Below are 13,635 nucleotides of genomic sequence, written 5' to 3'. Positions count from 1 at the left end.
TTTCGGGGCCGGGATCGCTGGCCCCACCTTAAGATGACACTGATTTTCCCTTCCTAACGCACATCCTGTTTTTCATCGTCTCCCTAATTTGCTTTACTATCTACCAGGGTATTCGCTATCAATGTCTGCCTGTGTTTAAAGCCTATCGGAAGACGTATAAAAAGGATCGCATGGAAATTTTCTTTACCATTCTCATTTTGACGCTGGTTGTGTCGCTGTCAGGCGTCGCCGCGCGTATTATTCCCTTTCAAATTCCTTTGCCTCTGGTGCAAATCGCTATGGGCGCGTTGCTCGCCTGGCCAACGTTTGGTCTGCATGTCGATTTTGATCCGGAGCTGTTTTTAGTGCTGTTTATCCCACCGCTGCTGTTTGCTGACGGCTGGAAAACCCCGACCAGTGAGTTTCTGCGCCACGGGCGCGAGATCCTTGGCCTGGCGCTGGTGCTGGTGCTGATTACCGTTGTCGGGATTGGCTACCTGATTTACTGGCTGGTGCCGGGTATTCCGCTGCTGTCTGCCTTTGCACTGGCGGCCGTGTTGTCACCGACCGATGCCGTGGCGCTCTCCGGTATTGTCGGCGAGGGGCGCATTCCGAAAAAAATTATGGGGATACTGCAAGGCGAAGCGTTGATGAACGACGCATCCGGCCTGGTGTCGCTGAAGTTCGCCGTCGCCGTGGCGATGGGCACGATGGTGTTTACCGTGTCCGGGGCATCGCTGGAATTCGCCAAAGTGGCGATAGGTGGCCTGCTGGCAGGTATCGCGATCTGCTGGTTATACGGTAAATCACTGCGCCTGTTCAGCCGCTGGAGTGGCGATGATCCGGCCACGCAGACCGTGCTGCTGCTGCTGCTGCCGTTTGCGTCTTATCTGATTGCCGAACATATCGGTGTGTCCGGCATTCTTGCGGCGGTTGCCGCCGGGATGACCATTTCACGCTCCGGGATTATCCGTCAGGCGCCGCTGGCTATGCGCCTGCGTGCTAACAGCGTCTGGCAGATGCTGGAATTCGTGTTTAACGGCATGGTCTTCCTGATGCTGGGCCTGCAACTGCCAGGCATTCTGGAAATCTCCGTGCGTCAGGCGGATGCTGACCCGAATGTTGAGCTGTGGGTGCTGTTTGCCTCGGTGGTGCTGATCTATATGGCGTTGATGGTCGTGCGTTTTGGCTGGCTGTGGACCATGCGCTTTATCAGCCGTACGGCGTTAAAAAAACGTCCGATGGAGTTTTCCAGCTACTCGACGCGTGAGCTGCTGATTGCTTCCTTCGCCGGGGTACGCGGCGCGATTACCCTGGCCGGTGTGTTGTCGATTCCGCTGTTGCTGAGTAACGGAAATGATTTCCCGGCGCGTTATGAGCTGGTGTTCCTGGCGACCGGGGTGATCCTGTTCTCGCTGTTGGTGGGGGTGGTCATGCTGCCGCTGCTGCTGCGAGGCGTTGAAGGGATCGATAAAGCGGGCCACCGCCGTGAGCTACAGATGGCGCGTGCGACGATGGCGAGTGTTGCCATCGACAGTCTGCATAAGATGGAAGAACGTCTGATGGTCGACACGGAAGAGAACATCGACCCCGAGCTGTTGAAAGAAGTCAGTTCAAGGGTGATGGGCAATCTGCGTCGTCGTGTGGATGGCAAAGAGGATATGGAACGTGCGCTGTTTGCCGAAAACCTTGAGCGACGTTTCCGTCTGAGCGCTCTGCGTTCTGAGCGCGCGGAGTTGTATCACCTGCGAGCCACGCAGCAAATCAGTAATGAGACGATGCAGAAGCTGTTGCACGATCTCGACCTGCTGGAAACGCTGTTGATCGAGAAAGAGGAATAACTGCGCATCGGCGGTCCCGTGCGTTTGTGGGTCGGGCATGCCCGACCCCTACGATAATCCGACGGTGTCTATTTCGTGTGGTTTTGGTGGGCGGGCATGCCCGACCCCTACGATAATCCGACGGTGTCTATTTCGTGTGGTTTTGGTGGGTCGGGCATGCCCGACCCCTACGATAATCCGACATTGTCTATTTCGTGTGGTTTTGGTGGGCGGGCATGCCCGACCCCTACGATAATCCGACGGTGTCTATTTCGTGTGTTTTTGGTGGGCGGGCATGCCCGACCCCTACGATAATCCGCGGTGTCTATTTCGTGTGGTTTTGGTGGGCGGGCATGCCCGACCCCTACGATAATCCGCGGTGTCTATTTCGTGTGGTTTTGGTGGGCCGGGCATGCCCGGTCCCCTACGATAATCCGACATTGTCTATTTCGTGTGGTTTTGGTGGGCCGGGCATGCCCGGTCCCTGCGATAATCCGCGGTGTCTATTTCGTGTGGTTTTGGTGGGTCGGGCATGCCCGACCCCTACGATAATCCGACATTGTCTATTTCGTGTGGTTTTGGTGGGCGGGCATGCCCGACCCCTACGATAATCCGACGGTGTCTATTTCGTGTGTTTTTGGTGGGCGGACATGTCCGGCTCCTGCGATAATCCGGCATTGTAAATTGCGTGTAGGGGCGAGGCATGCCTCGCCCGGCGGGTTTACAATGAAATGCGCGGTGTTTCGCCCGGCCAGAACTCGCGACAGCAGGTAATCCATGCCTGTGCGCTGCGCGACAGATAGCTCCCCTCGCGCCAGATTAATCCCAGATTCCACACCAGATCCGACTCCAGCGGCAGCCACAGAAGCTGGCTTTTATCCAGACGCTGACAGATAGGCTCCGGCAGAATCGCCACGCCCATACCCGCCTGCACCATCGCGGCCAGAAAATCCCACTGCCCGCTGCGCACCGCAATCTGCGGAGTAAAACCACTGGCCTGAAACGCCCGCATCAGCTGGCGATTAAGGGAAAATTCTTCGTTATAGATCAGGATCGGGTGCCCGGCCAGCTCACTGATCGGCATATGGCTGCGGCGCAACCAGGCCTCGGTACGGGGCACCAGCACGCACAGCGGGTGGCTCATCAGTGACAGCGAATTCAGCGGCAAATCATCAGCGACCGGCAGGGCGGTCATGGCAATATCCAGACTGCCGGACAGCACGGCCTGCTGCACGGTCAGGCCGCCAAACTCAGATATTTTCAGCTCCACGCCCGGATAACGCTGACGAAATGCGGAGATCGAACCCGCAATTTGCATCCCCACCATCGGGGGAATACCCAGGCGCAGCTCGCCGGTTTTCAGCTCGTTGATATCGCTGATCTCCGCTTCCAGCTGTTTAAACTCTTGCAGGATAGTCACGCCGCGCTGGTACACCGCCTGCCCGGTATCCGTCAGATGCAGTTTACGCCCCTCACGGATCAATAAGGTGCAGCCCAGCTCATCCTCCAGCTGGCGCAACATCTTGCTAATGGTCGGCTGTGTGACGTAGAGCTGTTCGGCAGCACGGGTGAAGCTTTGCTGACGAACCACTTCCACAAAGTAGCGCAGGGCGCGAACGTCCATAATCATTCCTGTCTGGCATAGTTGGGATAATATTAAGTCATTTTTTTCACCCTTTGTTACCGCTTTATACTCTTTCCTATAAAAACATTCACAAAGGGGAAAACAGCATGGCATTGGCACTTCGTCCACAGGGTTCTGCCTGGCTGCATCGGGTTCAGGTTCCGCTACAGGTGGCGCTTTATGTCGGGCTGTTTTTAATCTCAGAACAGCTGGTGAGCTGGCTGCATTTACCCCTTCCCGCCAACATCGTTGGGATGTTGTTGCTGTTGTCGATGATTATGCTGCGCGTAATGCCGCTGGGGTGGGTCAAAGCCGGTGCCAGCTGGTTGCTGGCTGAAATGCTGTTGTTCTTTGTTCCGGCCGTTGTCGCGGTGGTTAACTATGGCGATCTGTTGCGCCTTGAGGGCTGGCGAATTCTGCTGGTGATTGGTGTCAGTACGCTGCTGGTGCTGGGCGCCACCTCGCTGGTGGTGGATCGCGTGTATCGCTTCGAGCTGTGGCTGGCGGCGCGTAAACAGGGGAAGGGCGATGAATGATTTTATCCTCAGCGTGTTATGTCTGTTGGCCACACTGGCCGTCTACTTCTGCAATAAACGGCTGTATCGCCGCTGGCACCGCCTGCTGCTTATGCCCCTGGTGATGACACCGATGGTGCTGGTGGCGCTGCTGGTGGTGGCCCATATCTCCTGGCAGGACTACATCAGTGAAAGCCGCTGGCTCTTGTGGCTGCTTGGCCCGGCCACACTGGCGTTTGCTGTACCGGTGTATGAGAACATGGCGATCATTCGTCGTCACTGGATGTCGCTCAGTGCCGGGGTGATCACCGCCACGGCGGTAGCGGTATGCAGTTCGGTGTGGCTGGCGCAGATGCTGGCGTTGCCGGAGAGCATTCAGCGCAGCCTGGCAGTGCGTTCCATCACCACGCCGTTTGCGCTTGCGGCAGCGAAACAGCTGGGCGGGCAGCCGGATCTGGTGGCGTTGTTTGTGGTGATCACCGGGGTGTTTGGCATGGCGGTGGGTGACCTGTTGTTCCTGCGTCTGGCCATCAAACAAGGCCTGGCGCGAGGGGCCGGATTCGGTGCGGCATCTCACGGCGCCGGGACGGCACGCGCGTATGAGCTGGGTCAGCAGGAGGGCGTGGTTTCAAGCTTAGTGATGATGTTATCCGGTGTCGTTACCGTGGTGATAGCGCCTGCTATCGGGCATGTCATGTGGGCGGTTGGCTAACAGGACTGGATTCAGTGCGTTTGTAAGGTTACTCAAATTCAACGTGATTAGTTTGTTTCTCATATAATTTCAGGGGCGGTTGGTTTACTCTGCAAGCCCGCCGCATCATGGCGTGAGTAAAAATTAATCAGGAGAATAAAATGAAAAGAGTGGCAATGACAACCGGCGCACTGGCGCTGCTGGCGCTGGCAGGCTCTGCTCAGGCTATCGAAGGTGGCGTGAGTGTGGGTAAGGATTACACTGATGTTCACGTTGGCCTGGGGACAACAACCCCTGGTTTTGCGCTTTCCGGTGACTGGCTGCGCAGCGATCATGATGGCAATGTAGAGAGCCTGGGTCTGGGTTACAACGTCGCGATTGGCGATGTGTTCCTGTCTCCGACCGTTAAAGCGCTGTCGACTAACCCGAAAGACACGAAAGATGGCTACGCGATTGCCATTGGTGGCGGCGTGAAAGTGCCTGTGACCAAAATGTTTAACGTGTACGGTGAGTATTTCTACTCTCCTGATTCGTTTTCCAGCCACATCGATAACTACCAGGAAGCATCTGCAGGCGTGAGCTTCCAGCCAATCTCTCTGGTGGATGTGAGCGTGGGTTACAAGTATATGACGCTGAACGGCAAAGATGGCCGTAAAGATAATGTCGTTGCTGATGGTCCATACGTGGGCGCCGCACTGCACTTCTAACGCCCTGCCACCCTGTTTGATACGGACGAGGCGTGCCTCGCCCCTACGGTGATGATACATATACCCGTAGGGGTCGGGCATGCCCGATCCGTTTGACACAGGCGAGGCGTGCCTCGCTCCTACGGCGATGGTACATATACCCGTAGGGATCGGGCATGCCCGATCCGTTTGACACAGGCGAGGCGTGTCTCGCCCCTACGGTGATGGTACATATACCCGTAGGGGTCGGGCATGCCCGACCCGTTTGACTTAGGCGAGGCGCGCCTCGCTCCTATGGTGATGGTATATATACCCGTAGGGGGCGGGCATGCCCGACCCGTTTGACATAGGCGAGGCGTGCCTCGCCCGTACGGGTTCCGTGTTAATGCCCTTTCCCACCCTCAATGCCGACACCTGTTTGCGATCGCACAAACTGCGCCTGGAAGCGTTGACGCTCTTCCGCACCCGATGCCGAGTTGTCGGTCACCGAGAACAGCCACGTACCGATAAATGCTGCCAGCATGGAGAACAGCGCCGGATACTCATACGGGAACACGGCTTTGGCATGTCCCAGCACCTGCACCCACACCGTCGGGCCGAGGATCATCAGCAGCACCGCCGTCAGCAGACCCAGCCAACCGCCAATCATTGCCCCGCGCGTGGTCAGTTTCGACCAGTACATCGACAGCAAAATAATCGGGAAGTTACAGCTGGCCGCAATCGAGAACGCCAGCCCGACCATAAACGCAATATTCTGTTTCTCAAACATAATGCCCAGCAGGATCGCCACAATCCCCAGCAGCACCACGGTGATCTTCGACACCCGCAGCTCATCACGTTCGCTCGCCTGGCCCTTACGGAACACGCTTGCATACAAATCGTGTGACACCGCCGAGGCGCCGGCCAGCGTCAGACCCGCGACCACCGCCAGAATGGTGGCGAAGGCCACAGCAGAGATAAAGCCTAAGAACAGACTGCCGCCCACCGCGTCGGCCAAATGCACCGCCGCCATATTATTGCCGCCAATCAGTGCCCCGGTCGCATCCTTAAACGCCGGATTAGCCCCGACCAGCAGAATGGCACCAAACCCGATAATAAAGGTCAGGAAGTAGAAATAACCCATAAAGCCGGTGGCCCAGAACACGCTCTTACGTGCTTCACGCGCATCGCTTACGGTAAAGAAGCGCATCAAAATATGCGGCAACCCGGCGGTACCAAACATCAGGCCCAGTCCGAGTGACAGCGCCGATATCGGGTCATGCACCAGCCCGCCGGGGCTCATAATGGCGATGCCTTTCGGGTGCACCTTCATCGCTTCGGTAAACAGCGTATTGAAGCTGAAGCCAACGGTTTTCATCACCATAATCGCCATAAAGCTGGCGCCGAACAGCAGCAGCACGGCTTTAATAATCTGCACCCAGGTAGTGGCCAGCATGCCGCCAAACAGCACGTACATCACCATCAGGATCCCGACCAACACCACTGCCACATGGTAGTCCAGGCCAAACAGCAGCTGGATAAGCTTGCCTGCCCCCACCATTTGCGCAATCAGATACAGCGCCACCACCACCAGAGAACCGCAGGCGGAGAGGGTGCGGATGGGCTTCTGCTTAAGACGATAAGAGGCCACATCTGCAAAGGTATAGCGGCCGAGGTTACGCAGGCGTTCGGCAATCAGGAACAGAATGATCGGCCAGCCCACCAGGAAACCAAGCGAGTAAATCAGCCCGTCATAACCGGAGGTGTACACCAGCGCGGAAATTCCGAGGAATGAGGCGGCAGACATAAAGTCCCCGGCCATCGCCAGACCGTTCTGGAAGCCGGTGATATTGCCGCCTGCCGTGTAGTAGTCGCTGCGTGAACGGGTGCGTTTGGAGGCCCAGTAAGTGATCCCCAGCGTAAAAGCGACGAAAATCAGGAACATGATAATCGCTTCGACGTTAGTCGGCTGGCGCTCTACCGCGCCGCTGATAGCATCGGCGGCCAGTACACCACACGGCAACAGTGCCGCCAGCGCAAAGAACAGATGGCGTGATTTCATCCTTTCACCTCATTCAGCAGTTCGCGGGTCAGACGGTCAAACTCGCCATTAGCACGCCAGACGTAAACTCCGGTCAGCAGAAAAGAAATCACAATTAAGCCCACGCCAATCGGAATACCGCGCGTCACGTTGGTCCCTTCATAAAGCGGCGTACCGAGCCAGCCAGGGGCAAAAGCAATCAGCAAAATAAACCCGACATACAGCACTAACATAATCACGGACAGCAGGGTGGCAAAGCTCTGGCGTTTTCTCACCAGCTCTTTAAATTTCGCACTTCGTTCTATTCTTTCGTAGAGGACATTGCTCATTGTAATATCTCCAGAGACAGGGTTATTCCTTTGATCCTTGAAGCATTAACGTCAAGATCGGGGGAATATATTTTTTTTATATCCTGGTACGGACAATATTAAGACGTGAAGCAATCAGATCTGCTCTGCGGCAGGTTTATGATGTCAATATGAAAAGCAGGGGCACGGTGGCCCCTGTGGGTTATGGCATTTTAATGGACTGTTTCTCTTCGAGTAATTTCTCCACTACGCCAGGATCGGCCAGAGTAGAGGTATCACCGAGATTACTGGTATCACCGGCAGCAATTTTGCGCAGGATACGACGCATTATTTTACCGGAACGGGTTTTCGGTAATGAATCTGTCCAGTGCAATACATCCGGGGTGGCAATCGGGCCAATCTCTTTACGTACCCAATTGCGCACTTCGGTATACAGCTCGGGTGAAGGTTCTTCGCCATGATTCAGGGTGATATAGGCATAAATGGCCTGACCTTTCAGACCATGCGGAATACCTACCACCGCCGCTTCGGCGATTAAGGGATGAGACACCAGTGCAGATTCGATTTCTGCCGTCCCCAGGCGATGGCCGGAGACGTTCAGCACGTCATCCACGCGCCCGGTGATCCAGTAATAGCCATCCTCATCACGACGTGCGCCGTCACCGCTAAAATACTGATTTTTAAAGGTGGAAAAATAGGTCTGCTCGAAGCGTTCGTGATCGCCATACAGCGTACGCGCCTGGCCCGGCCAGGAGTCGACGATCACCAGGTTGCCTTCAGTGGCCCCCTCCAGCGCATTGCCTTCGTTATCCACCAGTGCAGGCTGCACGCCAAAGAACGGGTTGGAGGCCGACCCCGGTTTCAGTGCAGTCGCGCCCGGCAGCGGGGTGATCATAAAACCGCCGGTTTCCGTCTGCCACCAGGTATCCACGATCGGGCAGCGGCCATTGCCGATTTTTTTGTGGAACCACTCCCAGGCTTCCGGGTTGATCGGCTCACCAACGGACCCGAGGATGCGCAGGCTCGAACGATCGGTCCCTTCAATCGCTTTATCCCCTTCGGCCATCAACGCACGCACGGCGGTCGGGGCAGTATACAGGATCGTCACCTTATGCTTGTCGACCACTTCCGCCATACGGCTCGGTTTTGGCCAGTTCGGCACGCCTTCAAACATCAGCGTGGTGGCACCGCAGGCCAGTGGGCCATACAGCAGGTAGCTGTGGCCGGTCACCCAGCCGACATCGGCGGTACACCAGTAGATATCATCCGCCTGGTAGTCAAACACATACTTAAAGGTGGCGGCGGCATACACCAGGTAGCCGCCCGTGGTGTGCAGCACGCCTTTCGGCTTTCCGGTCGAACCGGAGGTATAAAGGATAAACAGCGGGTCTTCTGCAGCCACCTCTTCCGGCTCGTGATGGGTGCTGGCGTTGTTCGCCAGCTCGTGCCACCACAGGTCGCGATCGCTGTTCCAGCCAACCTCTTTACCGGTACGGCGAAACACCACCACGTTCCCCACGCTGGTGACGTTGGGATTGTTCAGGGCATCATCCACGTTTTTCTTCAGTGGGATAGTTCGCCCGGCACGTACGCCCTCATCGGCGGTGATCACCAGCCGGGCGTTACAGTCGATAATGCGTCCGGCGACCGCTTCTGGCGAGAATCCACCGAAGATCACCGAATGCACAGCGCCAATACGTGCGCAGGCCAGCATGGCAACGGCGGCTTCCGGCACCATCGGCATATAGATAGCCACGACATCGCCTTTGTTGATGCCCAGCGCTTTTAAGGTGTTAGCAAAGCGGCAGACGTCCTGGTGCAGCTCGCGATAGGTGATCGTCTTGCTTTCACTGCTGTCATCGCCTTCCCAGATGATTGCCGGATGGTCGCCACGCGTTTGCAGATGGCGGTCAAGGCAGTTGGCCGCCAGGTTTAGCGTGCCGTCCTCAAACCAGCGGATAGAGACATTGCCGGGAGCAAAGGAGGTGTTCTTCACCAACGTGTAAGGTTTAATCCAGTCGAGGATTTTGCCTTGTTCACCCCAAAACGCATCGGGGTCCTGTACCGACTGCTGATACATTGACGCGTACTGCTGAGCATTGATCTGGGTATTTTCCGCAATGTTCGCGGGAACCGGGTAGGTATGTGATTGGCTCATAGCTGGCCTCCTTGAAGATTGTTAATAATATGTCAATCAAAGGTTAAGTGAAGACGCTGGTTTGGCTTTGTTTTCTTTTTGCGCGGCAGATCACGTCATAACAGAATGTAATGGAATCGGGGGAACTGCCTGCTCTAAAGATATTCATTTACCGTAAGAATCGTTGAGATGCGAACGACATGTCGTGCAAAAAAAGCGCATATAGACCATTTTGTTTCTGCGGGGAATGGCAGGGTTATGCATAGCTATGCTGTTTCTATTCTGAATATTTATAATTATTACAAAGACTTATTTCTTCATGTTAACGGTAGCGCTTTATCCTGTTAATAGATAGTAAAGTAGCCACATCTCTCGCAGGGTTGCATTTAGTCCGTTGAAAATGGTACTGATTACGCGCCTGTCAATCAGGTTTCAACTATCCACTACCTGCGAATTGCCCGATCCCGGTCAGCCTCCTTTGAGTGTTATTCACTCCGCATGCACCACGCGGAAAGCAGGTTTTGTTAAGGAAATGACGCGTTATGAAAGCCGTAAAGTTCAGCCTTGCCTGGCAAATATTGATTGCGCTGGTGCTGGGGATCGCCGCTGGGGCGATATTGCATAATCAGCCAGAAAATCGTGAATGGTTAGTCACCAACGTTCTCAGTCCTGCCGGTGATATCTTTATCCATCTGATCAAAATGATCGTTGTACCGATTGTGATTTCTACACTGATTGTCGGCATTGCCGGTGTCGGTGATGCTAAAAAACTCGGACGTATTGGTGTGAAAACCATCGTCTATTTCGAAGTGATTACCACCATTGCCATTGTGACAGGAATTACTCTGGCGAACGTGTTTCAACCCGGCTCCGGCATTGATATGTCGACGCTGGCAACGGTGGACATCTCTAAGTATGAAGCCACAACGGCGCAGGTTCAGGGGCAGCCACACAGTCTGGTAACCACTATCCTGTCGCTGATCCCGCAGAATATTTTTGCGGCGATTGCGAAAGGCGACATGCTGCCCATTATCTTCTTCTCGGTGCTGTTCGGCCTGGGCCTCTCTTCGCTGCCGTCTGAACACCGTGACCCGCTGGTGAAAGTGTTCCGTTCGACCTCAGAAGCGATGTTCAAAGTCACCAATATGATCATGCGCTATGCGCCGATTGGGGTGTTTGCGCTGATCTCCGTCACCGTTGCAAACTTCGGTTTCGCTTCACTGTGGCCGCTGGCTAAGCTGGTGATACTGGTGTATGTGGCGATCCTGTTCTTCGCACTGGTGGTACTGGGTGCGGTGGCGCGCTTCTGTAAGCTGCGTATTACAACGTTAATACGCATCCTGAAAGATGAGCTGATCCTCTCTTACTCTACCGCCAGTTCGGAAACCGTGCTGCCGCGTATCATGGAGAAGATGGAAGCCTACGGTGCACCTAAGTCGATCACCAGCTTTGTGGTACCGACGGGCTACTCGTTTAATCTTGACGGCTCCACCCTCTATCAGAGCATTGCGGCAATCTTTATTGCCCAGCTGTACGGCATTGACCTCTCCCTGGGGCAGGAAATCGTGCTGGTGCTGACGCTGATGGTGACGTCGAAAGGTATTGCGGGCGTGCCGGGCGTGTCCTTTGTGGTGCTGTTGGCAACGCTAGGAAGCGTGGGTATTCCGCTGGAAGGGCTGGCGTTTATTGCCGGTGTTGACCGTATCCTCGATATGGCGCGTACGGCGCTGAACGTGGTGGGTAATGCGCTGGCGGTGCTGGTGATTGCCAAGTGGGAAGATCAGTTTGATGCCAAACAGGCCGTAGCCTATGAAGCGCAGCTAAAAACGCAGACTTCAGTCTGATAACTCCACGGGCTGGTGGCCCTGATCGCCAGCCCGAATAAGCTCTCCCTGCGCACTTCTTCCTTTATCGCTATCATTTTATCTGGGGTATCTGTGGGCATTCCCCTGCATCACCTATCCGCCTGGTAAAGATGCATTGGCAATATCATAAATTTTCCCTGAAGAATAATGACTTACTAAAATCATGGTTTTTTGTTGTTTCCAGGCCGTGATTTTTTGTGGGTCAGCTTCCGTGCGTCGATGTTACAAGCTTTGTCGCCCGGATCACGAAATTTATAAAAACCCTGCTAAAGATCCCCTATTTCGCGCCGAAAATATAAAAAAACGTTACTAATTTTTCCTGGTCCAACTCCCGTTGATCCATTCAAGGATTTAACTCATGCGCAATAATTTGCCCGTTACACAGCAAGAATATGCGTTTGGCGATGATGCCACACTCATGTCGACCACCGATACCAACAGCCATATCACTTATGCCAACGATGCCTTTATGGAGGTGAGTGGTTTTACGCCGGAAGAGATTAACGGCCAGCCCCATAATATGGTGCGTCATCCGGATATGCCGCCGGAAGCCTTTGCCGATATGTGGGCGACGCTGAAAAAGGGGGAACCCTGGACCGCACTGGTGAAAAACCGCCGCAAAGATGGTGACCATTATTGGGTACGTGCCAATGCCATTCCGGTGGTACGTAACGGCAACGTACAGGGCTATATGTCGGTGCGCACCAAACCGAGCCAGCAGGAGATCCGTGACACCGAGCGTTTGTACCAGGATTTCCGTACCGGACGGGCGAAAGGAAAGTGCTTCCATAAAGGGCTGATTGTTCGTACCGGTCTGATGGCCTGGCGATCCGTCTTTAAAACCCTGCCGCTGCGCTGGCGTATTCGCAGCGCGTTGCTGACGCTGCTGCCGCTGGCGACGCTGGGCGTCTGGGCACTCGGGCTGAGTCATGCTGCGCTGGGTATTTTTGCTGCGGGCATGGCGGTGCTGTTGCTGCTGGCGTCAGCCTGGCTGGAGCAGCAGATTTCACGACCGATTGAACGCGTTTGCCAGCAGGCGCTGCGCGTGGCCACCGGGGCCGATCATAAAGTGGAGCAGATAGACCGGGTTGATGAGGTCGGCACCACACTGCGAGCTATAGGTCAGCTTGGGCTGATGTTCCGCTGGTTAGTGGATGATGTCAGCGGCCAGGCAATTAATGTGCTGAGCGCCAGTGACTCGATTGCGCAGGGTAACAGCGAACTGAGCCGCCGCACCGAACAGGCCGCCGCCAACGTCCAGCAAACCGCGGCCACCATGAATGAAATGACGGCCACGGTGAAGAGCAATACCGAAACCGCAGCCGAAGTGAAAAGCCTGTCGATCAGCACCAGCAGCGCCGCTGTACAGGGCGGTGAAGCGATGAACGATATGGTCAAGATGATGGCGGAGATCACCGACAGTTCGAAGAAAATTGCCAACATCACCAGTGTGATTGACGGCATTGCTTTCCAGACCAATATTCTGGCGCTGAATGCTGCGGTGGAAGCCGCTCGCGCCGGTGAGCAGGGTAAAGGTTTTGCCGTGGTCGCCGGGGAAGTGCGCAGCCTGGCCCAGCGCAGCGCCAAGGCCGCCAGTGAGATCAAAATGCTGGTGGAGAGCAGCGCTGACAAAGTGAAATCCGGCACGTTGCATGTCAATGAAGCGGGGAAAACGATGGAAAGTATTGTGTCTCAGGTGCAGAACGTAACGTCGTTGATCGCGCAGATCAGCGCGGCAACCGCCGAACAGTCCACGGCCATCGGCGAGATCAGCCTGGCGGTGGAAGATCTGGATAACATTACTCATCAGAATGCGGCAAAAGTGGAAGAGGGCGCACAGGCTTCCGGGCGTATGACGCGGCAGGCTACGCGTCTGGTCGAAGCTATCAGCGTGTTCCGTTAACCCATCAGGGAAAATCTGTAGGGGTCGGGCATGCCCGACCCGCTTAACATTTGTTATGCTGACTCTCCGTTAACCTGTGAGACTCCC

At 55.3% G+C, this 13,635-nt stretch carries 10 protein-coding genes; 6 read left to right on the top strand and 4 right to left on the bottom strand.

From position 1 onward, the window contains the following. The first annotated feature begins 170 nt into the window (after window positions 1–170). A complete protein-coding gene (locus tag LJN55_RS21275) occupies window positions 171–1,820 on the top strand; it encodes a Na+/H+ antiporter (protein WP_133842640.1) in 1,650 nt (549 codons plus the stop codon). A 700-nt stretch (window positions 1,821–2,520) separates the two neighbouring features. Here the strand turns inward: LJN55_RS21275 and LJN55_RS21270 are convergent. Continuing rightward, window positions 2,521–3,423, bottom strand: a complete 903-nt coding sequence (locus LJN55_RS21270) for a LysR family transcriptional regulator (protein ID WP_133842639.1) — start codon at window positions 3,421–3,423, stop codon at window positions 2,521–2,523. Window positions 3,424–3,530: 107 nt separating this feature from the next. Here LJN55_RS21270 and LJN55_RS21265 point away from each other — a divergent pair, with 107 nt between their 5' ends. The 3 genes from LJN55_RS21265 (at window position 3,531) to LJN55_RS21255 (ending at window position 5,336) form a co-directional block, all read left to right on the top strand. Next, window positions 3,531–3,959, top strand: a complete 429-nt coding sequence (locus LJN55_RS21265) for a CidA/LrgA family protein (protein WP_171149305.1) — start codon at window positions 3,531–3,533, stop codon at window positions 3,957–3,959. Continuing rightward, on the top strand, window positions 3,952–4,650 hold the full coding sequence (locus tag LJN55_RS21260) for an LrgB family protein (protein WP_133842637.1): 699 nt from the start codon (window positions 3,952–3,954) through the stop codon (window positions 4,648–4,650). The genes LJN55_RS21265 and LJN55_RS21260 overlap by 8 nt, the downstream gene beginning before the upstream one ends. A gap of 140 nt (window positions 4,651–4,790) precedes the next feature. Then, entirely contained in the window at window positions 4,791–5,336 is a 546-nt protein-coding gene (locus LJN55_RS21255) for a YfaZ family outer membrane protein (RefSeq protein ID WP_133842636.1), read from the top strand. 361 nt (window positions 5,337–5,697) lie between these two features. Here the strand turns inward: LJN55_RS21255 and actP are convergent, their stop codons facing one another. From actP to acs, 3 genes are all read right to left on the bottom strand, one after another. Continuing rightward, complete coding sequence (gene actP / locus LJN55_RS21250; RefSeq protein ID WP_133842635.1) at window positions 5,698–7,356, bottom strand: cation/acetate symporter ActP; 1,659 nt, start codon at window positions 7,354–7,356, stop codon at window positions 5,698–5,700. Next, the gene (locus LJN55_RS21245; protein WP_133842634.1) at window positions 7,353–7,664 is read right to left on the bottom strand and encodes a DUF485 domain-containing protein; all 312 of its coding nucleotides are present in this window, start codon (window positions 7,662–7,664) and stop codon (window positions 7,353–7,355) included. Before LJN55_RS21245 ends, actP begins: the two co-directional genes overlap by 4 nt. Window positions 7,665–7,845: 181 nt before the next feature. Then, entirely contained in the window at window positions 7,846–9,801 is a 1,956-nt protein-coding gene (acs, locus tag LJN55_RS21240) for an acetate--CoA ligase (RefSeq protein ID WP_133842633.1), read from the bottom strand. Window positions 9,802–10,322: 521 nt separating this feature from the next. Between acs and gltP the strand changes: the two genes are divergently transcribed. Continuing rightward, a complete protein-coding gene (gltP, locus tag LJN55_RS21235; RefSeq protein ID WP_133842632.1) occupies window positions 10,323–11,624 on the top strand; it encodes a glutamate/aspartate:proton symporter GltP in 1,302 nt (433 codons plus the stop codon). Between the two features lie 379 nt (window positions 11,625–12,003). Then, window positions 12,004–13,548, top strand: coding sequence for a methyl-accepting chemotaxis protein (locus tag LJN55_RS21230; RefSeq protein ID WP_227535235.1), 1,545 nt, complete (start codon window positions 12,004–12,006; stop codon window positions 13,546–13,548). Window positions 13,549–13,635 lie beyond the last annotated feature (87 nt).

It is taken from the genome of Erwinia rhapontici (assembly GCF_020683125.1).
Lineage (GTDB): Bacteria > Pseudomonadota > Gammaproteobacteria > Enterobacterales > Enterobacteriaceae > Erwinia > Erwinia rhapontici.
This window is presented reverse-complemented; position numbering and strand designations above follow the sequence as displayed.

Excerpts from the sequence above, each read along its gene's own strand:
- LJN55_RS21275 (WP_133842640.1), top strand. The coding sequence starts at position 171 with ATGGAAATTTTCTTTACCATTCTCATTTTGACGCTGGTTGTGTCGCTG.
- LJN55_RS21245 (WP_133842634.1), bottom strand. The coding sequence starts at position 7,664 with ATGAGCAATGTCCTCTACGAAAGAATAGAACGAAGTGCGAAATTTAAA.
- LJN55_RS21265 (WP_171149305.1), top strand. The coding sequence starts at position 3,531 with ATGGCATTGGCACTTCGTCCACAGGGTTCTGCCTGGCTGCATCGGGTT.
- gltP (WP_133842632.1), top strand. The coding sequence starts at position 10,323 with ATGAAAGCCGTAAAGTTCAGCCTTGCCTGGCAAATATTGATTGCGCTG.
- LJN55_RS21255 (WP_133842636.1), top strand. The coding sequence starts at position 4,791 with ATGAAAAGAGTGGCAATGACAACCGGCGCACTGGCGCTGCTGGCGCTG.
- LJN55_RS21230 (WP_227535235.1), top strand. The coding sequence starts at position 12,004 with ATGCGCAATAATTTGCCCGTTACACAGCAAGAATATGCGTTTGGCGAT.
- LJN55_RS21260 (WP_133842637.1), top strand. The coding sequence starts at position 3,952 with ATGAATGATTTTATCCTCAGCGTGTTATGTCTGTTGGCCACACTGGCC.
- actP (WP_133842635.1), bottom strand. The coding sequence starts at position 7,356 with ATGAAATCACGCCATCTGTTCTTTGCGCTGGCGGCACTGTTGCCGTGT.
- LJN55_RS21270 (WP_133842639.1), bottom strand. The coding sequence starts at position 3,423 with ATGGACGTTCGCGCCCTGCGCTACTTTGTGGAAGTGGTTCGTCAGCAA.
- acs (WP_133842633.1), bottom strand. The coding sequence starts at position 9,801 with ATGAGCCAATCACATACCTACCCGGTTCCCGCGAACATTGCGGAAAAT.